This is a genomic window from Pediococcus acidilactici (assembly GCA_024970065.1).
GTDB classification, from domain to species: Bacteria; Bacillota; Bacilli; order Lactobacillales; family Lactobacillaceae; genus Pediococcus; species Pediococcus acidilactici_A.
The window spans coordinates 1883514-1905647 of record CP103908.1; the positions used below are offsets into that span (position 1 = coordinate 1883514).

The 22134-nt window shown below is 41.5% G+C and carries 28 protein-coding genes; 7 read left to right on the forward strand and 21 right to left on the reverse strand.

The window, feature by feature from the left end; translation table 11 throughout:
* Position 1: 1 nt before the first annotated feature.
* From NYR25_09105 to NYR25_09155, 11 genes are all read right to left on the reverse strand, one after another.
* Entirely contained in the window at positions 2-226 is a 225-nt protein-coding gene (locus tag NYR25_09105) for a hypothetical protein (GenBank protein UWF33724.1), read from the reverse strand.
* Complete coding sequence (locus tag NYR25_09110) at positions 216-893, reverse strand: putative HNHc nuclease (protein ID UWF33725.1); 678 nt, start codon at positions 891-893, stop codon at positions 216-218. The genes NYR25_09105 and NYR25_09110 overlap by 11 nt, the downstream gene beginning before the upstream one ends.
* An 11-nt stretch (positions 894-904) precedes the next feature.
* Positions 905-1330, reverse strand: a complete 426-nt coding sequence (gene ssb / locus NYR25_09115) for a single-stranded DNA-binding protein (protein UWF33726.1) — start codon at positions 1328-1330, stop codon at positions 905-907.
* Positions 1323-1529 carry a hypothetical protein gene (locus NYR25_09120; GenBank protein UWF33727.1) on the reverse strand — a complete coding sequence of 69 codons (207 nt, stop codon included), beginning with the start codon at positions 1527-1529 and terminating at the stop codon, positions 1323-1325. Before NYR25_09120 ends, ssb begins: the two co-directional genes overlap by 8 nt.
* 2 nt (positions 1530-1531) lie before the next feature.
* Positions 1532-2167, reverse strand: a complete 636-nt coding sequence (locus NYR25_09125; protein ID UWF33728.1) for an ERF family protein — start codon at positions 2165-2167, stop codon at positions 1532-1534.
* Positions 2168-2176: 9 nt separating this feature from the next.
* A complete protein-coding gene (locus tag NYR25_09130) occupies positions 2177-2389 on the reverse strand; it encodes a hypothetical protein (protein UWF33729.1) in 213 nt (70 codons plus the stop codon).
* Between the two features lie 80 nt (positions 2390-2469).
* Positions 2470-2787 (reverse strand): hypothetical protein, encoded by a 318-nt coding sequence (locus NYR25_09135; protein UWF33730.1) that lies wholly within the window; start codon positions 2785-2787, stop codon positions 2470-2472.
* A 96-nt stretch (positions 2788-2883) separates the two neighbouring features.
* Complete coding sequence (locus NYR25_09140) at positions 2884-3090, reverse strand: hypothetical protein (GenBank protein UWF33731.1); 207 nt, start codon at positions 3088-3090, stop codon at positions 2884-2886.
* A 68-nt stretch (positions 3091-3158) separates the two neighbouring features.
* Positions 3159-3884, reverse strand: a complete 726-nt coding sequence (locus NYR25_09145; protein ID UWF33732.1) for a Rha family transcriptional regulator — start codon at positions 3882-3884, stop codon at positions 3159-3161.
* A 60-nt stretch (positions 3885-3944) separates the two neighbouring features.
* Positions 3945-4148, reverse strand: coding sequence for a DUF2829 domain-containing protein (locus NYR25_09150; GenBank protein UWF33733.1), 204 nt, complete (start codon positions 4146-4148; stop codon positions 3945-3947).
* A 13-nt stretch (positions 4149-4161) separates the two neighbouring features.
* Positions 4162-4350: a hypothetical protein gene (locus NYR25_09155; protein ID UWF33734.1), complete on the reverse strand. Its 189-nt coding sequence runs from the start codon at positions 4348-4350 to the stop codon at positions 4162-4164.
* Positions 4351-4621: 271 nt separating this feature from the next.
* Between NYR25_09155 and NYR25_09160 the strand changes: the two genes are divergently transcribed.
* The 5 genes from NYR25_09160 to NYR25_09180 all read left to right on the forward strand — a co-directional run bounded on the left by NYR25_09160 (position 4622) and on the right by NYR25_09180 (position 7959).
* A complete protein-coding gene (locus NYR25_09160; protein ID UWF34737.1) occupies positions 4622-4972 on the forward strand; it encodes a helix-turn-helix domain-containing protein in 351 nt (116 codons plus the stop codon).
* Positions 4973-4983: 11 nt separating this feature from the next.
* Positions 4984-5391 (forward strand): ImmA/IrrE family metallo-endopeptidase, encoded by a 408-nt coding sequence (locus tag NYR25_09165; GenBank protein ID UWF33735.1) that lies wholly within the window; start codon positions 4984-4986, stop codon positions 5389-5391.
* Positions 5392-5461: 70 nt separating this feature from the next.
* Positions 5462-6229, forward strand: a complete 768-nt coding sequence (locus tag NYR25_09170; protein ID UWF33736.1) for a DUF4352 domain-containing protein — start codon at positions 5462-5464, stop codon at positions 6227-6229.
* Positions 6230-6461: 232 nt separating this feature from the next.
* Positions 6462-6659, forward strand: a complete 198-nt coding sequence (locus tag NYR25_09175) for a hypothetical protein (protein ID UWF33737.1) — start codon at positions 6462-6464, stop codon at positions 6657-6659.
* A 220-nt stretch (positions 6660-6879) separates the two neighbouring features.
* The gene (locus NYR25_09180) at positions 6880-7959 is read left to right on the forward strand and encodes a site-specific integrase (protein ID UWF33738.1); all 1080 of its coding nucleotides are present in this window, start codon (positions 6880-6882) and stop codon (positions 7957-7959) included.
* Here NYR25_09180 and NYR25_09185 read toward each other — a convergent pair.
* Both NYR25_09185 and NYR25_09190 read right to left on the reverse strand, forming a co-directional pair.
* Positions 7863-9836 carry a hypothetical protein gene (locus NYR25_09185; protein UWF33739.1) on the reverse strand — a complete coding sequence of 658 codons (1974 nt, stop codon included), beginning with the start codon at positions 9834-9836 and terminating at the stop codon, positions 7863-7865. The two genes, NYR25_09180 and NYR25_09185, sit on opposite strands and share 97 nt — an antisense overlap.
* 5 nt (positions 9837-9841) lie before the next feature.
* The gene (locus NYR25_09190) at positions 9842-10237 is read right to left on the reverse strand and encodes a PTS sugar transporter (protein UWF33740.1); all 396 of its coding nucleotides are present in this window, start codon (positions 10235-10237) and stop codon (positions 9842-9844) included.
* A gap of 517 nt (positions 10238-10754) precedes the next feature.
* On the opposite strand from NYR25_09190, the gene NYR25_09195 reads away from it, so the two are divergent.
* Complete coding sequence (locus tag NYR25_09195; GenBank protein ID UWF33741.1) at positions 10755-11045, forward strand: adhesin; 291 nt, start codon at positions 10755-10757, stop codon at positions 11043-11045.
* A 242-nt stretch (positions 11046-11287) separates the two neighbouring features.
* Here NYR25_09195 and NYR25_09200 read toward each other — a convergent pair whose 3' ends face one another.
* Positions 11288-12796, reverse strand: a complete 1509-nt coding sequence (locus NYR25_09200) for a sialate O-acetylesterase (protein UWF33742.1) — start codon at positions 12794-12796, stop codon at positions 11288-11290.
* A gap of 76 nt (positions 12797-12872) precedes the next feature.
* Complete coding sequence (locus NYR25_09205) at positions 12873-13751, reverse strand: aldose 1-epimerase family protein (GenBank protein ID UWF33743.1); 879 nt, start codon at positions 13749-13751, stop codon at positions 12873-12875.
* A gap of 253 nt (positions 13752-14004) precedes the next feature.
* Between NYR25_09205 and NYR25_09210 the strand changes: the two genes are divergently transcribed.
* Positions 14005-14508, forward strand: coding sequence for a QueT transporter family protein (locus NYR25_09210; GenBank protein UWF33744.1), 504 nt, complete (start codon positions 14005-14007; stop codon positions 14506-14508).
* Between the two features lie 229 nt (positions 14509-14737).
* On the opposite strand, the gene NYR25_09215 is transcribed toward NYR25_09210, so the two are convergent.
* The 6 genes from NYR25_09215 to NYR25_09240 form a co-directional block, all read right to left on the reverse strand.
* The gene (locus tag NYR25_09215) at positions 14738-15763 is read right to left on the reverse strand and encodes a zinc-binding alcohol dehydrogenase family protein (protein UWF33745.1); all 1026 of its coding nucleotides are present in this window, start codon (positions 15761-15763) and stop codon (positions 14738-14740) included.
* 163 nt (positions 15764-15926) lie between these two features.
* Positions 15927-17333 carry a dihydrolipoyl dehydrogenase gene (lpdA, locus tag NYR25_09220; GenBank protein ID UWF33746.1) on the reverse strand — a complete coding sequence of 469 codons (1407 nt, stop codon included), beginning with the start codon at positions 17331-17333 and terminating at the stop codon, positions 15927-15929.
* 2 nt (positions 17334-17335) lie between these two features.
* Positions 17336-18952, reverse strand: coding sequence for a 2-oxo acid dehydrogenase subunit E2 (locus NYR25_09225; GenBank protein ID UWF33747.1), 1617 nt, complete (start codon positions 18950-18952; stop codon positions 17336-17338).
* Positions 18945-19925 (reverse strand): alpha-ketoacid dehydrogenase subunit beta, encoded by a 981-nt coding sequence (locus NYR25_09230; protein ID UWF33748.1) that lies wholly within the window; start codon positions 19923-19925, stop codon positions 18945-18947. The genes NYR25_09225 and NYR25_09230 overlap by 8 nt, the downstream gene beginning before the upstream one ends.
* Before the next feature lie 2 nt (positions 19926-19927).
* Positions 19928-21046, reverse strand: a complete 1119-nt coding sequence (locus NYR25_09235) for a thiamine pyrophosphate-dependent dehydrogenase E1 component subunit alpha (GenBank protein UWF33749.1) — start codon at positions 21044-21046, stop codon at positions 19928-19930.
* Positions 21047-21057: 11 nt separating this feature from the next.
* Positions 21058-22044, reverse strand: coding sequence for a lipoate--protein ligase (locus NYR25_09240; protein ID UWF33750.1), 987 nt, complete (start codon positions 22042-22044; stop codon positions 21058-21060).
* Positions 22045-22134: the final 90 nt, after the last annotated feature.

The following is a 22134-nucleotide window of genomic DNA, read 5'->3' on the forward strand; positions in this document are numbered from 1 at the left end:
CCTATAACTTCTGATTGATTGCTTTTAAATAAAGCCAATTGTCAACTAATATCAGGGCTTCTTGTATTTCAAGATAAGAAGCTCCTTTTTTCTGCATTTCTTCAACTATTTCATTTGCAAGTTTTAAGGATTGCTCCAGTATTAAAAGGTTCTGCCCCTTTAATTTGTAAATATTTTGCATATGTTGATCTATTTCTGTATTTAGTGGTTTTTCACTAAGCTTCATCGTAATTCCCCCTTATTTTTAATTGCTTTAAATCTTCAATACTCAATTTGATACCGTTTACTGGCACGTGATACTTAGTGGCAAACTTAGCTGGCGTAATACTTTCAATTTCGCCATGATGCACTCTGCATAGTGGTAGTACATGCCGTTTTGAATGGTCAATCTTGTTTCGGTTCGTTCGTCCAACCACGTCGACGTGATGAATATCAGCATATTCCCCACAAACGAGACAGACCCGATGTCTACAGCATTGGTAGATAAAATACTGTTCTTCTCGTGGTATCAACTCGTACCCTTTTTTAAACGGAACGTGCCACTCGAACATGAAATCGATAACTAGGTCTAACAATTGATTGGCATCACTCACAGACGATTCTGTGTGGTCTGATAAGCTGATAGACTTACCGGCCGTGTAATATTCGTACTGCGTATAGAACATCGATTTTAAAAATTCACTCGGCACTACGAAGTAAGCTTCAATGTCATGGAGCAATGCGAAGAATAATCTTCGTTGCTTTACTCTTACTTTTCTTGGGTCTGCTACTTCGAAATCAACGTAAAACTCACCTTGCCCACCGCTAACAGTTTCCAAATGGTCTTGATTCAGTGGTCTATCAAGATGAATTACCAAATCTCTGCCTCGTTGTTCCGCTCTTGCTCTTTGCATCTAAATCATTCCTAGAACGGTAAATCGTCGTCACTAATATCAATTGACTGTCCGCCATTGGCGAATGGATCTCCCGGCGTTGATGCTTGCCGTGCGTTATTTTGCTGGTTGCCTTTTGGTTTTGAATCTAGCAACGAGAAGTTATCAGCTACAACCTCAGTTACATAAACTCGTTGTCCTTGTTGGTTTTCGTACGAACGGGTTTGAATTCGACCGTCAATGCCTACCAACGAACCTTTTTGTGTGTACTTGGCAAAGTTTTCTGCTGCCTTACGCCACATTACACAGTTGATGAAATCCGCTTCGCGTTCACCCTGTGAGTTGGTAAACTGTCGGTTAACTGCCACGGTAAAACTAGCTACCGCATCGCCTTTAGCCGTGTGGCGAAGCTCAACATCTTTAGTTAGGCGTCCTATTAGTACTGTTCGATTAATCATGGAGTTCCTCAATCCTTTCTATTTGCCAATCACGAATGCTATTAAGCACGTCTAATTGTGCGTTTCCTGCTGAATCTAGCTTTCCGTCTTTTAACAATTTTCTGTATAGTGGCTCGCTAATATTAGTCAATTTCTGGTTTAACGCGTCTAGCATTGCAACCTGTCCATTTTCGTAACCTAATTCATAATTTTCATTCATCACTATTCCTCCATCTTGTTCTCTCTGGCGAGTTCGTACATCAGTGCCCCACTTAGAATCAAGGCTTGACGATAGCTTAGATGATCGAGAGTTTTATCTTTCTTACCCAATACCGCAAAAACTCGTTCCGAAACGTTTTTATCAACTTTTTTGATGTTGTCTTTTAAATAAGCGGTAACCTTAACTTTGGTTTCCTCTTCCTTACGTTGATACTGTTCGAGCAATGAAGCACCTTGACCGTCGTCATCATCGTCAGCAACAATTCCGAAGGCTAGACACAAGCTAGTCCGCTTAGCGTAAGTTTCATTCGCACCTTGTTTTTGCATATTAGAATCATCTGGGAATGAATCACCATAGATGATTTTCTCCTCGCCGCTAATATGGCGAATAACTGTATAGATCTTGTGCGATACTTTGCCATTAGCGTTAGTATCATCGATGACACCTTGTGAGAAGCTAATACCTGAATCGGCTGTGTTAATAGCTTTTCGGATGGCTCTATCAATAGCTCTTAGATCGGCATATTTGCCATAGTGAGCTTGTTTATTTTTCTGTGGCTGTTCTAGTATTTTCTGGGTCGCGTACAAGGCTTGATTTAATTTTGGTGTTGGTGAAATATCAATGTTTTGCTGAATCATGCTTTCCTCCTAATCTAATCCGAACGTTTTACGCCTTGCGTCAAGGCTGATTTTCTCGTCCAAAGCAAATGAATACAGTAGCTCGCGCATGTCGTCTTCGTTCATGTCATCTAGCTTTTCTAACATGTCGTCTTCTAACTCATCATCTGTCCGTTCTACAGAATCGAAATAGCTAGGCAATTCTTCTTCATAAGCTTTTTGCGCACGCTCAAATCCGTTCATGATTAAAGCCTCCTTACTTTCTGTGGTATAATTTGTTTGTTAAATTTTTTATTGAGCCTGCTATTGCCGTAGCGGGCTTTTTATTTTGTCCGTTTTATTGTTAACGTTTCGTCAGTTTTCAATTCATTTAGTAAACTTAAAACATCTGACTTAGTTCCAATTTTATTAATGCCAGTATTATCAGTAGTAACGCTGATATTATATTTATTATCACTATCTTCTAAGTGCTCCTCGCTACCGCAAATAGTGTCGAGTGCTTTTTTGATTGGTAGCTTTAAGCTAAATACGTCTTCATTAACCATTGTTATGAGTGTTGTATTATATTCGTCATCAAATTCAATAGACGTAATATTACATGGATTTATATACACATCTTCTCTAATCTTTGCTAACTTCATTACTGTTCACCCCTTACTCGAAAAATGAATTAAATCCAAAACGACCAAATGCGTAGGCCATCCCTGCTATTACCAACACTGCTATTGCGACTCTCATTACAACCCCTCCACCCATTTGTTTACTTTCGGCTTAATGTAATATGTTCGATTGAGATAAGACGGACTAATTACAGCCTCGTCTAGCCCACCGTATTCAACTGCCTTGTCTATCGTTGCCACTGAAAATCCTAGATATTCAGCAACCGTTTTTCGATCCATGAGCAACGGAAACTTATCGTCGCTCAAACGTTCCTTGTCCGCCATCTTTATCACCTCCTATCTAGTTGCTCCACCTTTTTTGATACTGTTGCATGACTTTGCGTCTCTCATAACTACTCTCCTAGCGTTGTTTGCCCCGCTGGCACTTTACTCATCTCTTTAATAATTTGTACCGTTGCAGTAGATGGTTGCCAGTTACTGATATATTCATCGGCTTTATCAAAGTCCTTTTGTCGAAGCTGCGAACGTGTCTTAATCCCGGTTACTTCGTTTAGACCGCGGTTGATGTCCTTAAACAACTTGCTACGTTGCGCAGCTGTTAACGTTAGTCCGTGAATTTTGATATATTCGTTAACTTTCTCCGAAACACGGCGTGAGATGTATCCATATTCGCCCACATCCAAGCGCTGATTATCCTTCAAATACTTAACGTCACTACCGATTCGGTTTACCTTGTTATTGGTTTCTTCTGTTGCATCAAACATCAATTTCAATGCTTCCATTGGCGTTTTGGGTAATTGAATACGTTCCGCCTTAATGGTTTTTTCCATCTGGTTGAAAGCTTCAATGTATTTAAGTTTGAATCCTAAGGCCTTTTTACCAGTGAATCCCATTGCCAACAACGTGAACCCATCTCGGTTCATATAGACCACTTTTCGATCGCGCCCATAAGAATCTGGTTCAGTGCCTTCCGAAAACATCTCCCCAAAATTGGGGACATCTTGTTTCATCTGAGAAATATCCCGCAAAATATGATCATGTCGCTTTCCAAACACTTCTGCTACTTGTAAACTGGTTGTTACTGCTTGTTGGTCTTTCATAATTACTAATTCATTCATATTGTTCTCTTCTTTCGTGTGTATAATTGTTTTACAAGGTGGTGATAATGATGGATGATTTTAGCCGTAGATAGTCCAATCATTTGCTAGTAGATCCGAAGCAATTGGTTGCCACTTCGCTATCAATTCATCCTTACGATTAGCAACAATCATTCCGCTAGTAGTATCAGTAGGAATTATCCAAATGGGGTTTGGTCCCCATGATTTAGGGGTAATTCCTCTTTTTTGTTTACCAGCCTCTTTTACTGCTTCTTGAATGTTCATATTGTTTTCCTTCCTAGATTCCAAATTCATTAATCATGCTAATAATTAATTTTGTTGCTTCTGGCCCTTTAGCTTTGCCGCTGAGCACTTGTTGAATCCATGAAGCACTTGAGCCAAACAATACCCCAGCCATGCGATAGGTAATGTGGTTTTCTTTCATATACTTTTTGACAGCTTCACGACCTGGTTCTGTTCCTATCAATAAAAACGCCCCCTTATTTTTTCAAGTGATTTATCAAGTATCGTTGACTTTTTTTAAACTATAGTTTAATATGAAGCCATGTTAAATAAGCAATTCAAAACCCACTACCAATGCAATTCCTCGCCAAAGTTGTTGCCATTATTGGGTGTGTTTTTTATTGCCTGATTACTTGATGAATTAATAATATAACTATAGTTTAATTAATGCAAGTGTTTTTATAACTAAAGTTTATTTTTTATTCATCAAACATGGGAGAAACGCTATTATGACGATGTTTGACAGGGTAAAAAAAATTTCAAAAAAAAGAGGATTAAGTCTTGCACAATTAAATGAAAAGGCAGGATTTAAACCAAATGTTATATATTCATGGAAAACAAAAACTCCATCTATAGATAAAGTTGAATCGGTTGCAAAAGTTCTAGGTGTATCTGTAGATTATTTGTTAGGTAAAAATGAAACTCCTGAATGGGCAAACGAAAGGGACACTACCGATTTAAAGAAATTTCTTGAAGACAACGATGGGACATTCACTTATGGAGGAGATGATTTAACCGAGGATGAGAAGCAAAAATTAAAAATTGCGATGACTCAGATTTTTTGGGATCGTCACAAACATGACTAGGTGGTTATTTTATGTCTATAGTTAAGGACTTTATACAAAATGTTCAAAAAAGATACAATACTGCCGATCCTTTTAAAATTGCCGAAATACTAAATATAGATGTACGTTATTGCTATTTAGGACGTATGCCTCTGGGGAAAACGAACTATGACGATAAAGGAACAATCATAATATTAAACAACTCTCTACGTGATTCGCCACAAAAGTACTTCACACTTGCGCACGAGCTTGGTCACTATTTTATGCACGAAGGACTGGCAGGGTATTATACAGGCGTCCGCTTTGGATATGATGAATTTGAGAATCAAGCAAACGAATTTGCTAGTGGCCTTTTAGCTTTATTTTATGTGGAAGAATACGATCGTTTGCCTCATACAATTCGTGAACTAGAAGTAACATACGGATTACCTACTAATTAATTAGATATAAAACTATAAAATTGTCCAAATCCTGATGACTATAAAAGCTGATTTTTTTGGAGGAAATACAATGATACAACTCAGTATTGCGTTACAAACTATTTTTATAATTGCAATTATTGCATTTATTATCGGTTTAATTTGGCTAATTATTAATTGGATTAAAAAGAAACCTAAAAAAGCTCCCACAATTTTTTCAATCATTTCATTAATTATCCTTGTAGTTAGCTTAGTTGGTGGTGTGACAGTTTCAAATGAAATTGATAAAACATTATCAAACATCAGTAATTCTACAAAAGCTAAATCAGCTAAAAATACTGACAGCGATGATTATTCTGACGAAAGTTCAGGCAAAACTGATAATAAAAACCAAATTGAATTAGACGATGACAAGATAGACATCAAAGACTCAAAGGAATATTCAACTACATATTCTGATTCATCTTGGGCTGGTACTACAGTTAAAATTGATAAAGTTACTGTTTACAAAACAGATGGGGAATATTCCGACGGGGATGACGGCAAATTCAATGGTGTAGTTAAAGTTCATTTTGACATCAAAGCAGGCCGAGATATTTCAATATATGCCTCACAAGCCACTTTAAATACTAACGACGGTCAACAAGTAGAAGCAGATGGTTATGATAGTGATGATTTTGACGGTGATTTAAACTCCGGAGCAAATGCTAACGGTGATGTCTACTTCCTGCTTCCTAAACTAGGCTCAGTTAGTGATTTACATACACTACGCCTTAAATTTGATTCAAGCTATGATACGGACGATTACGATGATGATAACTCTGATCACTCATACGACGTGACTGTCAATTTACAGTAAAACACCACTTCCCACTCTGGCGACTCGCAGCGGTTCGATTCCGTTGGTGGGAATAGTGGTTATTACAATATACGTAATAACCACAAAAAAGCCACATCCCCTAACCGCCAAGTAAGATGTTAGAACGTGATTGGCCGATCATTGCAGCTAACATCCCTGGTATTTTCTTAGGATTTTTTACATTCTATACCGCGTTACATTAATACTTTATTTACAAAGGAGCGAATAGTTTATGGAAACGAGTATTATGGCTATCATTGGAATAATTATATTTTTTATTGGAGCATTAATAATATCTCTTGGTCGAACTTTAACTATCTTACGTTTCTTTTTTGGTGATCGTAGTATGTTTACGCAGATGTTTTGGGGAATTATCTTTACCTGCATTGGCTTATTTTTAATCATACTTGGTAGCCCTCAGCTTAGATGATATCCTCTTTCCACTCCGGTGACTAGATACAGTCCGACTCTGTATGTGGGAAATAGTAGTTAACTTAATAGATTTAACTACACAACAAAAAAGCCACATCCCCCACCGACCAAAGTTTGGGATGTGACTATAACTGAACTACTACATAGGGGCAGTACCCCTTCGCTGTCTATTTTAGCATGTTGGACTGCCTCCAGAAAAGAGAACGGAGGTTCGCGTTATGGCGTCATTTGAAAAACGTGGAAAGAAATATAGAGCTGTTGTATCAGTAATGGATAACGGCGTACGTAGAAAGGTTTCCAAGACCTTCCCCACCAAAAAAGAAGCGACTGAGTGGGCTACCATTATGGAAGCCGATAAGTTTCAGAATAAAAAAATTATTGCCTCTTCAATGACCTTTGCAGATTGGTTTAAGATGTGGATGGAAAATTATAAGAAGAGCGAAGTTAGAGAATCTACTTACGCTGCTTATAAAAGTGATTACAACGTAATTTCAAAATGTTTTGGGAATACTACTTTAGCTGAATTAACATACCCATTACTTCAATCTACATTAGACAAAATTGGAAAAAAGAAAAAGCAAGGATCTGTTGCAAATTTAGTAATTAAGATCCGTGCATCATTGAAAGAAGCGAAATATGAACAGTATATTAAATCCGACATTTATTCAAGATTAAAACCACATGGTATCCGAGTTGATAAAAAGGCTAATGTTTTATCTGCTACAGAGTTTGAAAAACTACAAAATTATCTTTATCAAAATTACCAAAATAATTTAGTGAACGGCGCTATTCTAGTTGCCCTTGAAACCGGAATGAGAATTGGCGAAATACTTGCCCTTAATTCGAAAGACGTTTCCGCTGCTTTTCAAACAATCGTTATAAACAAATCATTATCTCATGCCACTAGTAAGATAACACCTCCTAAAAATAAACATTCAATCAGGACAATAAAAATAACTAAAGAATTAGCCAATGTAATTGAATCTTATGGGTATCACGAAAGTAGAATATTCAATGTGTCTTCAGATACAATCCGAAGGAACTTAGATGAAATTATTGAACTACTAAATCTAACCCCTATCACTACACACGGTTTAAGACACTCACACGCCTCTTATTTGTTGTATAGAGGTATATCAATTAATTATGTTTCCGCACGCTTAGGACATGCTAATGTCTCAATTACTCAAAGGGTATATGCTCATATGCTCAAGGAAGAAAAACAAAGAGAGCAAGAAAGAGCAATGAAAATCTTATCAATGTCCCCAAATGTCCCCAAAAGAAGCCAAACCCCTTGATAAATCAAGGGTTGCAAAACAATAAATAATTGATCATCAATCGTAAAGTTTGATAAAACAATTTGGTCGGTAACGGCCGTCAATTTCGTCCCCGGCATATCAATGACGTAATCCAAGTCCGTGATCTGATTTAAAATACGTTTGAATAATTTCTCTTTGATTGAATAAAATTGCGATTCCCAACCATATTTTGGATCAGTGTTCATTGGTAAAATTAGGGTACGCTGGTTGACTAACGCCATGGCCGGCCCTAATTTCTTTGCGTTTTCATTGTATGCGTTTGAAATTGTTTGTACCGGCGCAGCTGGCTCATAATCAATTTGATAATAATCGCCAGTGTGCTGGAGCATCGTTACCCGCGGATTTTGAATTCCGTCGATGGTCATTCCATCAATTTGCTCATACGATTGATAACCGGTCCGTACTTTTTTCAATTCCACCTGCCGGGCGTGAATTAATTTTCCCAGTCCCCGTTCAATTAAGATTTGAGCACTCGGACCATCAATTAACACCACGTTATTTTCCAACAATTCGGTAATCTGCCGGTCGGTCAAGTTATTGAAGAACTGGCCACTAACGGCTAATACTTCTTCGGTAAAATGACTTTGTAACGTCCACTTTTCGGGCTTGCAAGCAATTCCGAAGGTCCCGAATAATTCTAGCCAAGAGTATTCTTGGGGAAGCAACTCTTCGGGATCCCTACCGACCGTGGTTTTAAGGTTAAAAACTGCGTCCGGCGAAAAGAGGGCCTTTACACCTGCTAAATGATTTTGCTTCAAGCGATGTTGCATACCTAAATTCATTAAGGGTTTGGATTCCGCTAAAAGACGCGCGTAATCATACGTTTCGTCAATCCCGTTGCCCATCATGTCAAATAAGTTTAATAAGATTCCAGAAGCACCCACCATTTGAGTGCTTTCGAGTTGTAACTTTGTAAACGCTTTAGATTTTACAAATGGCGAGTACATATAACTCTCTAACTCTGGATAAATGTCAGAACTTTCGCCAACCAACTCGGTGGTAACCCGGGTAAATCGTTCAAAAGTCCGCGCATACTTCAAGGGAGAGATTTCGTTATACGCTGGCAAATGCGGTCGACTTACTCGGGGATGTCCATCGGCAAGGTTGTCTAATAACCCGTCCCAATCTCGTCCTTCTACGGCGTGCCATTCGGGAAACGAGCTCATTAAACCAAGGCGAGTGGCTGGTGAAACTCGGTGAACTGCCGCCGCGATTTTGGCAGCCACCCGTTTCATTTCAGCACGTGCCACACTTAAATAAACAATCCGTTCCGGTGTCGGTTCACCCGGCTGTAACATCTTTTCCACGAATGCTTCCCGACTGACCGGTTTCTCCAACATTTTACTGTAAAGCGCCATGTGCCGATCACAAAAACACGCTAACTTGATCGGCGTATGGTTATAGTGGCGAAAATCGTCTTCTAGCCACAGTTCCTTAGGTTTTAACTTTGCGTACTCCGCGTAAACCGCGGTGATATAATTCACCCAGCGGTCGTCTTGCGGACATGCAATTGAAGCTGAAACGTGCCCCAGATAGTCGACCATCGTATCAAAACCGAGCTCTGAGGGAACATGATGTCCTCGATCACTGTGCATCAAAGTCGTCCAAGGATTCAAGCTAGTCGTGACGCCCATTTTCGCCAAACGTTCTGCAACTGACTTAATTGTTGGCAACCAGTGCTCTTGAATTTGCGCGAGCGTAGGGTGCCCTTGGTTAAGTTCTTCGGGGTTAATGAAAAACACCACGTTATCAATTTGCCCCTGTCTGCAAAAATTAATTAACTTCACTTCTTTTACGGTGTCCCAATTGTTGGGATCAATCGCAAATCTTAATGAATATTGGTATGTTTTTGCCATTGGCTTTATCCATTCAATTTAGCATTTACATCAACAACGCCGTTTTGTGCCTCACTAATCAATGATTGCTTGTCAACGTCCATTCCCATCATTACTTGGTTTGCAAATCCAATCACCATTGGCAGATTCAATCCACTAACCACTTCTAAGTCTGGGTACTTAGCCATCAAGCGTACAACCACATTTGATGGGGTTCCACCGAGCAAATCAACTGCAACCATCGTCTTGTCTTGATTAGGGTTGTCATTGATAAACTCTTCGGCAGCCTTTTGTAAATCTTCCGGACCTTGGTTTGGCTGCAAACCAATTGCCTTCATGTTGTCAATATGGCCTAAAATCATTTCTGCGCTTTTCAACGTTTCAATTGCCATATTTCCATGACTCATCAACAGTAATCTCATAACACGTTTCTCCACATCCTCGAAATTTGAAACCGTTTACTGTATCCGCTTCCAAATTCCAGTAAAATAAATGGCTGAATTCCTCAGCTCCAATTCATATTATGACTAGTTGGTACCAGTATGTCAAACGTTAACCGAGCATGCTAAACCTTGATATCACGGCATTTTGCTTGCTTAGTCATTTTGGTATAGTCCACGTTTTGGCGAATTTTTCCCGATATTACGGCTTCTGTCTAAAAAAATCAAGAAAGCGGTTTTAAAACGTTTTACTAACGTTTTTATCCGTAAAATGACGACAAAATGTTTACTTAAAGTACATTAATTCACGGGCACTGGACACAAAACCACTTAAGCGAACGCTGAGATTTTCCTTTCAAGTCACTCTACCCACTTTTTCCGGAAAACATCCAATTACTTTTTGTAAACGGTTTCTTTATGGTAGGATTAGTAGTGAAAGGGTTTTAGATATTTAAAATAAATAAGCATAATTACCAATAAAGAAGGGAAGCAAACCAAAATGAAATTTTCCGTAACTAACGACGCAGCCAAGTGGTTTATCAAGGAATTAGATTTGAAACCGGGCGGGGCGGTAAAAATATTCACCAAAATTTATGGGGGAATCCCTACGGTTTATCCAAGCTTTTTCTTGGGTATCGCGCCCGGAGACAAGGATGACGAATCAACCGCTAAGACGGTTGTCGATGACATTACTTTTTACATCGAATCTGGTAACGAATGGATTGTGGATACCCATGACTTAACTGTGGAATACAATGGGCAGGATGTCGATTATCACTTTTCAGATTAATTTTGCCAGCGTCACCCGTTATCGAACTAAAATGGAGGAACTACAAAAAGCTAAAAAATTATTTTCGCGGGTGAAAATTTTTTGGTGAATCATTTTTAGCGGGTGCCTTTATATAGCGCCAAAAGTTAGTTTCTTTCGCTTAACTCAAAAATCGATCATTAGCCAAGCTTAGGCATAATGATCGATTTTTAGTTAATGTTCACAAACTATCGACTTTGGTCTCATTCGCTCCATTTTTAACCCTAGATTAAATCTTGCGTAGTCAAATCCACCACAAAGGGGCTAACAGGATCACCGACTTCATTGAACAGCGTCAAGGTCGGTGCGTTGCTATATCCGTACCGCGCTTGCGTCGTCCCTAGTGGAAAATGAACTTTTAGACTAGCACCCTCAATTTTTGCTGGTACCGCCTGCCATTTTTGTTGCACAAACCCTTCAATTAACGGTGGTTGAGTAACTTGTAGTTCTTTAACAAACCAAAAGTGAAAGCAGGTTTGCGCACCTTCCGTGTTAAGCCATCCTAATTGGGGGGTCGCTTGGTAGCCTTTGCCAGCTAAAATACGACCCACACGTTGACCTGCCAGCCGTTTCGCGGTTGGATGGGGGTTATAGTACTCGCCCGTGTCCGCAATGGAAATTAGGTGAGTATTAGCCAGTCGCTGCACCACTTTGAGCTGTTGTTGCCTAATTTTTGCCCACGCGTGCCGGTTTACATCCGCATATTTTGGCAGTTGAATTACGTACACCGGCAGCGAAACATCCGCAAACGTTGACCGCCAGTCGTTAATTAACGTTTGTAAAAGGCGATCGTAAATTTCGGGGTGATCCGTATCGGTCTCGCCTTGGTACCAGACCAGCTGACTGAAACGAAAATGGCGGATTTTTTTGACCATTGCGTTAAAGAGCGCCCCCGGCCGCAAGTAACTATCTGGTGTTTTAGGTGGTGGCCAAGGCGTTTGCCCGACGATATTCAAGGCTTCCCCGATTGGAACGTCGGGGTTGCTTTTCATAAAGTTATACATCAGCCGGTTATGCCGCTTAACAGTTTGGTGATAACGCGCAATATCCGCTTTAAAATCAGCATCCGTAATCTTTTCAATATGGCTTAGGAACGGCTTTACAACCCTTTCTGCCAATTGCGCATCCTTACGCAAAGACGTCTCGGATATCCAAGTACCAGCAGAGGCCCCGTCCCGCGTACAGCAAACAATGCCGACCGGAATTTTAGGGTTCTGACGTACCATTTCTTGGGCAGCATAGTAGCCCACCGCCGAAACGTGTCCTAAATTAGATTTCTTAACTTGGTGCCAGTGGGTCGCTCGTGATTGATATTCCTTAACTTCACCGTTTTCATAGACAAACGCAGGCTGGGGAACGTTGTAATAGGTAATCGGGGTCGCCGGAATTGTGGCTTGAGCTTGCGCAAAATCTTGGTCTTGGGACATCCGAAATCCCACGTTAGATTGCCCCGCCACCAGTAAAACTCGGCCAAAGCGGACATTTTTCAACTTCAACCGCTGATTTTGAACTTCAATTTTAACTTCAAATGAAGTTCGACAATCGTCAAAAGGTCCAAATTGGCAATTCCACGTGCCATCCTTTCTTACGATTGCCCGTGCAACTCGAGCCCCAATGGTGGTTTTGACCGTTGCTCCTACAGAGGCCAATCCGCTAATTTGAAATGGCTTGCCGAAGGGCAACATCATATTATCAGAAAATATTTGGTCCACTTGTAACTGATAATCTTGCATGTAAAATCCTCACTTAGTTATTTTAAGCGAAGTAAAGGGCGCTGTTGGGGTTTCTTCCTCACCGCGCCCTACTCCGTTATTTAAATTCGATCGTATACGTAAACGTTTGGGTTTCCTGGGGTTCCAACAGATTATTGCCCTTTTTATTCTTCCAGTCGGTAGGCGTTTCTGCAGCTTCATCAGGTAAACCAGCAAATGGTTCTATACATAAGAACGGCTCCGTGCGATTTTCCATCGTCCATAAGGTGAGGTATGGAAAGTCCTTGAAGTTCAATTTAACTTCATGAGCAGTCTCTGGAGAAGTTAGGGACACACTGTCCACCTTTTTTGCATCTAAGATAATCAAACCGTCATTAAACATTTCATGGTTTAACGCCAATTGGCTGTCTTTGATAGCGTCCCACGGAGCTTTTTTACCATCGCGGAACGGCACTGGCCGGACACCTAAACGTTGAACTTGTTTTTGATGCGGACTAAACGTTAACCGATAATTTTCAAAAACACCATCATCATCAATTGGCACGTTAAATGCCGGATGTGAGCCTAACGCGTACGGCATTCGCCGTTTGTCCTGGTTAATAACGTAATAAGTGGTAATTAACTGATCATTTTTCAACTGATACTCAACCTGAAGCGTAAAATCAAATGGAAACATGCGTTTTGTTTGTTCGTTAGCCTTCAATTCTAGTTTTACCGCTGTTTCGCTTTGGGCAACCTTTTGCCAATCAAAGTCACGCGCAAAACCGTGTTGAGGCATGGGGTAAGTTTGGCCTTCTAATAAATAACTGTCTTGATTAGATTTACCAATTGCTGGGAACAGGATCGGTGCGTGCCGTTGCCAAGCTTGACCATTCCAAATATAGTCGTACCCACTTTGCTGGTCAATTACGTGCGTCAACTGGGCACCCATATTGTCGATTTCAACCGTCAAGTGCTGATTCTTTAACTTAATCATCTAATTTACACCCTTTCTTTTGAGTTCCTCTACTATTAGCATGATTCATTTCCAGCGAAATGTAAAGGCTTTCTTTGTTATTAAAACAACTATTTTTCGCGAGGTTTTGTTAAGCCTAGTCTTTAGAAAAGACGGGGGAACTGGTATGATAGAAACGTTGGAAATTTTTTCCACCGATGGCACTTCCCCAAGTTTTTGGGTTCCTTTGGTCATCGTCATTTAGTAACTAATTAAGTTATAAAGGAGAATACTTATGTCAACTAAGATGAATGTCCGCGAGATTGTCATTTCGGCAATTGTCGCTGCTTTATACGTTGCTATTACCTTTGTTTTTTCAGCAGTTAGTTTCGGTCCCCTACAATTTCGGGTCGCTGAAATTTTGAATTGCCTGGTAGTTTATGACCGTCGTTATATTTGGGGTGTCTCTTTGGGGGTTTTAATTGCTAATTTACAATCTTCTTTAGGAATCATTGACATCACTTGGGGGACTTTAACCACCCTAATTACTTTGAGCGTGGTCATCATTGCCATCCAAAAATTAACTGACAACCGGGTTAAATTAGCCCTCGCCGTGATTATTACAACCATTCTAATGGGCTTTTTAGTAGCCTTGGAACTTACCTATATTTTAAAAGTTCCCTTCTTCTACACTTGGGGAACGGTTAGCCTAGGCGAATTCGGCGTAATGTTCATTGGAGCTTTTGTGATGTACGCGCTTGGACAAAGCGTGGATCTTTCACTTGATAAACGTAGATAACTAAAATATGTAGAATAAAAAACGAAGGACTTTTTCAAGGCCCTTCGTTTTTTGTTGTCTTTTATTTTTTTATGTCACTAAAACCCATTCTTACAGTTCGCTGCCGCATGGACAAAACGAGTTTCCATCGCCATCTTCTCCGATTAACCAAATTTGGACCTCAATCGCCCTAACCGCGATTAATGCCTTATTCCATTAGTCCTCAGGAACTGCTCGGGGGCAAAACGCGCTACTTAATTACCACCTTACCCATCATTTTTTGGCTTTCTACCAATTGATGGGCCTTTTTTATGTTTTCTACGTTAATTGGGTGGAGTTCCTTTGTCATCGTGGACTTCAATTTTCCTTCATCCAATAACTTAGCAATCTTTTCTAGATTTTCGTGTTGGGATACAAGATCTTCCGTTCCATAATAAGATTTCGCAAACATCCATTCCCAAGCAAAGGTAACGCTCTTTCTCTTTAAATCAGTTAGATTTACCGGTTTTTGCGTGGAAGTGATTGAAGTAATCCGGCCACCTGGCTTAATTAATTCCACCATCGCTTCCCACTGAGCGTCAATGTTATGCAATTCCAGAATATAGTCCACATGTTGGACTCCTAAATTGCGCACTTCCGTAACCAAATCCTTACGATGATTAACCGTTTGATCTGCACCGTGGTCTAAACACCACTGAACTGTCTCTGGACGCGATGCGGAAGCAATCACGCGTAAACCTGCCAAATGTGCAAGTTGGGTTGCCACGGAGCCTACACCGCCCGCACCATTAATGATCAAGAGGGTTTTTCCCGCATTTTTCTTTGGGTCTTCTGGATTAATCTGAAGTTGTTCAAACAACGCTTCCCACGCCGTTAGGGACGTAAGTGGCATGGCTGCTGCATGAACATCATCTAATTGTTGCGGAGCGTGCCCGACAATTCGCTCGTCGACCAATTGATATTCGCTATCGCTACCTGCTCGTTTAAACGAACCAGCATAAAAAACGCGATCGCCATTTTCAAACAAAGTAACTTCTTTACCTTTAGACACCACCGTTCCAACTGCATCAAAGCCCAACACTTGCGGTTCTTGCAACGGTTCGGATTGCCCCTTTCGTACTGCTATATCGATCGGGTTTACCGAAACAGCACTCACCTTAACTAACAAATCGTGTCCGCTTGGTTCAGGGCGGTTAGTAGTAAACTCCACCAAACTATCCGCGGCTTCAATTGGTAACGATTCTTTAAAACCAATTGCCCACATTTTCTCATTCATAAAGCTCAGCCTCCTCTTTTTAAGTAGAATATATGCTTATTTAGTTGGAAAGTAAACTAATTGTTCTCTTTAGATTACCACCACAAAAAACCGCTCCCCTTCGCCCTGCTCTAGGCTCTGAGAAACGGTTTATTCAGATTGGTATTTGTTGTTTTTAGCTTAACTAAATGTGGATTGGCAAACCAGCAGCCACTTCAGCAGCATCCATGATTTCTTCACCAAGGGTTGGATGTGGATGGATCGTCAATTCGATATCCCGAATGGTGATTCCATTTTCAATCGCTAAGGTTAATTCTGAAATCAAGTCTGATGCTTCTGGACCTACAATTTGGGCACCAATAATCGCACCAGTAGGGTTGTCAGTAACTAAACGAATGAAACCTTCCGTCTGGTCCATCGTCATCGCCCGACCACTTGCGGCAAATGGGAACTTGCTGGATTTAGCATCCAGTTTCTTTTCCGCAACCGTTTGTGGGGTTTCCCCAACCGTCGCTACTTCGATATTAGTGTACGCAACCGCAGGAATTACGTAATGCTTGTCGTGTGCGTCTTCACCGCTCATTGCTGCTGCAGCAACTTTTGCTTCATAGCTAGCTTTATGAGCCAACGCAGGTCCCGCAACTACGTCTCCAATTGCGTAAATGTGTTTTACTGAAGTTTGCATAGAGTCGCTAACTTCAATTAATCCCCGTTTGTCCAGTTTAACGTCCGTATTATTCAAGCCGATTTGGTCGGTGTTTGGCCGGCGTCCAACTGATACCAGGCAGTAATCTCCGGTAACTTTCTTAGTGGTTCCGTCAACTTCATAAGTAACGGTAACGTCTTTATCAGTTTGGTTAGCTTCCACTGCAGTTGCTTCCGTGATAATATCCACGCCGTTCTTCTTGAAGTTGTTCAAAACTGGTTGAATCAATTCGCCATCAAAGCCATTCAAAATGTGGTCAAGGCCTTCAATAATGGTGATCTTAGAACCGAGGTTCATGTAGGCGCCAGCTAATTCTGCACCGATTACCCCACCACCAATAATGATGAGATGTTCAGGAACGCTCTTCAAGTTCAAGGCACCTGTCGAGTCAATAACTCGACCACTAAATTTAAAGTGTGGGATTTCTACCGGACGAGATCCAGTCGCAATTAAAGCCTTCTTGAAGCGATAAATGTGGGAATCATCCCCGCTAATTACGTTAACCGTTTCGTTATCGTTGAAGTACGCTTCCCCACGCACAATTTCAACCTTGTGCTTCTTTAACAGCATTTCAACTCCACCAGTTAATTTTTCAACTACTTGGTGTTGTTTCCAGTCTTGGGTTTTTGCAAAATCAAGCTTGGATTCACCCACGGTAACCCCAAATGGATTGCCGTGTTGTAAGGTCGCGTATAAATGTCCTGCTTGAATCAAAGCTTTCGATGGGATACAGCCCACGTTTAAGCAAATTCCACCAATAAAGTCACGTTCTACAATGACTACTTTTTGGCCCAATTCAGCTGCCCGAATTGCGGCAACGTAGCCACCTGGGCCTGAACCAATAATTAACGTATCAACATCGATTGCTTGTGTGCCAACAACCATGACTACACCTCCATAAGCATGTAGGCAGGGTTACCTAAGAGTGCCTTCAGCTCGTTCATAATTTTTTGTGCTAGGGCACCGTCAATCAAACGGTGGTCGAAGCTAAGTGATAGTTTAAGAGTATTTCCAACTGCTAACTCACCATCTTCGTTAACAATTGGAGTCTTGCGAATGCGGCCAATTCCAAGAATTGAGCTTTCACCTGGGTTAGTGATTGGGGTGAAGAAGCCACTGCCACTTTCAGAACCAATGTTAGAAATTGTAACGGTTCCGCCTTGTAATTCAGCAGGTTTCAATTTGCCATCCCGGCCGCGGATTGCCAAGTCATCAATTTCTTGAGCAACTTGCATAATTGACTTCGAAGCGGTGTTCTTAACGTTTGGTACGAAAAGTCCTTGATCAGTATCTACCGCGAAGCCAACGTTAGTTTCTTCATAGTAGACGATTTCTTGGGTTTCGTCATCAATTGTTGCGCTCAATTCTGGGTACTTACGTGCTGCCGCTGCCAATGCTTTGGCAACAAATGGCATGTAAGTCAACTTGTAGCCCTTTGCCTTAGTTTGTTCCTTAAATTGATCACGGAGTTCCATTAACTTGGATACTTCCACTTCGTCCATAATCGTTACATGTGGAACAGTTTGGACGCGTTGGGTTAGGTTCCGTGAAATTGCCTTACGGATTGGTGAAAGTGGTACCCGACCAGCCTTAACTGGGGCTGGTTTTGCAGGAGCTGGTTTTGGAGCTTCTGCAGCTGGAGCAGCGCTAGGAGCTGGTGCGGCTTTTTCAGCAGCCTTTGGAGCAGCTGGAGCAGCGCCACCGTTAAAGTTCTTCACGTCTGCCATGGTAATGTGACCGTGACGACCCGTTGCAGGAACTTGCATTAAGTCAATGTCGTGTTTCCGTGCGTATTCACGAACCGATGGCATTGCCAAAACTTGGCCGTTAGAAGCCACTGCCGTTCCAACTTTAGTAGGTTCATCATTATTAGCTGGTGCGGCATTTTCCTTAGCAGGAGCGGCACTTGCTGCTGGAGCAGCATTTCCACTACCAGCACCGCTACCGTCACCGTTAAATTCGATGAGTGGTTCACCAACCTTAACCACGGTTCCCGCGTCAACGAATAACTTAGTAACCTTTCCAGAATATGGTGAAAGGATTTCTTGCATTAACTTGTCGTTTTGTACTTCGGCAACGGGATCGTCTTCCTTAACTTCATCGCCAACCTTAACTAACCAGTTCGCAATTTCACCTTCTGCCATACCTTCACCAATGTCAGGCATATTGAAGATTTCTGCATCACCGCTAGGGGCGTTATCACTGCCCTTGTCAGCTGCTGGTGCAGCGGCAGCATCATCCTTGCTGTCATCACCGCCGCCAGTTCCGTCGCCATCAAATTCGATGAGCGGTTCGCCAACCTTAACTACGGTTCCCGCATCTACAAATAGTTTAGTAACCTTTCCGGAATATGGTGAAAGGATTTCTTGCAATAATTTATCATTTTGAACTTCAGCCACCGCGTCGTCGGCTTTGACATCATCGCCTACTTTTACCAACCAGTTGGCAATTTCGCCTTCTGCCATACCTTCGCCGATGTCTGGCATTTTAAATATTTCAGTCAAAGTTTACGACCTCCTTGATCTTATCAATTACATCGTCTTCTTTTGGTAACCATTCGTTTTCAGCTAACGCAAATGGGTAAACTGAATCCGGAGCGGCTACCCGACCAATTGGAGCATCTAAACTCATAATGAAACGTTCACTAATTTCACTCATTACCATTGCTCCAATACCAGCTTGACGTTGTGCTTCTTGAGCAACTACCACCCGGCCGGTCTTTTCGATACTCTTGCCAATGGTGTCAAGATCGAGTGGGCTTACGGTCCGTAGGTCGATCACTTCAACGTCAATGCCTTCTTTAGCAAGGTCTTCTGCAGCCGCTAGACTGGTGTGTACCATGCCGCCGTAGGTAACAACGGTAACGTCTTTACCTTCACGTATTACGTTTGCTTTGTCGAGAGGGGTGGTGTAGTAGCCTTCTGGAACTTCGCCACGAATTGAACGATACAAACGCAAGTTTTCGAGGAAGATTACCGGGTCGTCGCTTTCAATTGAAGAAAGCAACAAACCTTTTGCATCTGCTGGGGTTGCTGGCATAACTACCCGTAAACCAGGGGTTTGTGCTACCAATCCTTCTAGAGAATCCGCATGCATTTCAGGGGTCTTAGTTCCCCCACCATAAGGTGAACGAACTACGATTGGGAATTTACGAGTGCCGTGGAAACGGAAACGTCCCCGGGCCATTTGTCCAGCGATGGAATCCATTACTTCGTAAACGAATCCAAAGAATTGGATTTCCATAATTGGACGGTAATCCTGGGTGGTTAAACCAATTGCCAAACCACCAATTCCACTTTCTGCTAATGGAGTGTTGAACACCCGATCTTCACCATATTTTTCTTGAAGACCATCGGTAGCTCTAAATACACCACCATTTTTACCAACATCTTCACCAAAAATTATAACGTTTTCGTCATTAGCAAGCGCCAAGTCTTGAGCTTCTGTAATCGCTTGGATATATGTTTTTTTAGCCATGATTACTTGCCCTCCCCTCTAAATTTGTTGATCTGATCTTGCGCTGCCTGTCCCGGAACTTCTAGGGTTTGTTCAATAAAGTCTGAGATCTTTTGTTTAGCAATGCTATCAGCTTGTTTTACAGCATCATCAATTTGTGAGTTAACAATATCTGACCAATCGTTTTCGATGTCTTCTGACCATAAATCACGATCAGTAAGGTACTTACGGAACCGAATCAATGGTTCACGTTTAGCCCAGTTATCAATGTCTTCTTGTGTCCGGTAACGAAGTGGATCATCACCTGACATTGAGTGCGGTCCTAAACGGTTAGTGATGGTTTCAATGAAGACCGGTCCATTGCCATCTACGGCCCACTTACGAGCTTCCTTAGCTGCGAGATACATTGCAATTGGGTCCATCCCATCAACTACGAAGCTTGGTAAACCAGCTGCCCAACCTTTAGCTGCAAGGTGTGGAGCTTTCGTTTGTACGCTCCGAGGGGTGGAAATTGCGTAGCCGTTGTTTTGTGCGAAGAAGACTGCTGGAGCATGGTAAGCACCGGCAAAGTTCATTCCTTCATAGAAGTCACCTTGCGAAGTACCACCATCACCAGTATATGCGTAAGCAACGTTTGGTTTATTCCGTTTCTTCAAACCTAAAGCTGCACCAGCTGCTTCAACATATTGGGCACCAATAATGATTTGTGGGAACCATCCGTTAACGTCTTCGAATTCGTTACCTTCGTAGTGTCCACGTGACCATAAGAATGCTTTGTAAATTGGCCATCCCTTCATGATCAATTGTGGAATATCACGGTAACCAGGGAATAACCAGTCACCCTTTTCAAAGGCATAGTTTGAAGCAATTTGGGAAGCTTCTTCACCAATGGTTGGTGCATAGAAACCTAACCGTCCTTGTTTAGATAATTTTGATGAACGTTCGTGCAAGATCCGGCTGAATACCATTTCCTTCATGATTTCAACCATTTGATCATCACTTAACCCCGCTCTTTTAAGGGCGTCCTCATCTACGATTTCGCCATCGTTATTCAAGACTTGGAGCATTGGAAAGCTTTGGTCTTGATCTTCCATTTGAAGGTCGAAATCTAAAATCTTTTTATTGTCATCTTTTATAGCCATAACTACCCCTCCTAGGCTTCAAATAATTGTGTTAATTCATCGACGCTGATGGTACCAAAGTACTGCTGATCCTGGTTTTTCTCAAAGACTGGTCTGATTTGGTCCGCTTCAAACGGTAAACCAATGAACTGATCTTTGATGTCCCGCCAGTCACGCAGCATCAAGAAATCTCCGGTAAAGTTAATATCTTGAATGACACCACCCTCAACTTGAACCTGGACTTCAATGATCCCGCCATCGTACTTCGCGTGATTCTTAAAATTAAAGTTCGGCGATTGACCATAGTTCCAGTCCCAAGTTGAGAATTGATCTGCAGTCAACCGAATAATTTCTTGTTTTTGCTCAGGAGTCAACAGAATCTCGGAATCACGTCCGTGGTCAGTTAACTCGTATTGTACGGCTTCCCAGAAGTCCTGCAATGTTAGCCCTTCTGGCGCGGCTTCCTTGATCATCCCAACACGGCTGCGTACTGACTTAGCAGCTTTTGAAATGAACTTTTCGTCCGCCACGTTCAAAGCCCGCACCATTGTATCAACGTTGCTATCAAATAGTAACGTTCCGTGGTGCATCAAGTAACCCTTTGCGTAACGTTGGGCCACCCCTGAAATCTTTTTGCCGTTAACAACCAAGTCGTTGCGTCCCGTAGCTTCTGCTGGAATTCCTAAGTTATGTAACGCCTTCAAAACTGGCTCAGAAAATTGCTTAAAATCCGTGTTAGCTGATGAATCCAGTGGTACAAATAACGTAAAGTTTAAATTCCCTAAATCGTGATAAACTGCCCCACCTCCAGTAACTCGCCGAACAACTTCAATTTGATGTTGATCGATAAATTCTTGGTTAACTTCGCCAAATGTATTTTGGTTTTTTCCTACAATGACAGCATTATTATTTTGCCAAAGCGCGAATATTGGTTCATCTGCATGAAGGTTGTTCAAGATCCATGTATCAGTTGCGATATTCGTGTAAGCATCTGTCCCCAAATATGTGACATAACGCACAATGTAAACCCCCTCGTATCGGCTTTGTAAGCGGTTTCTGTTACAACCCCATAATAACACACATTCACCATTTTGTGGATGATTTTTCCG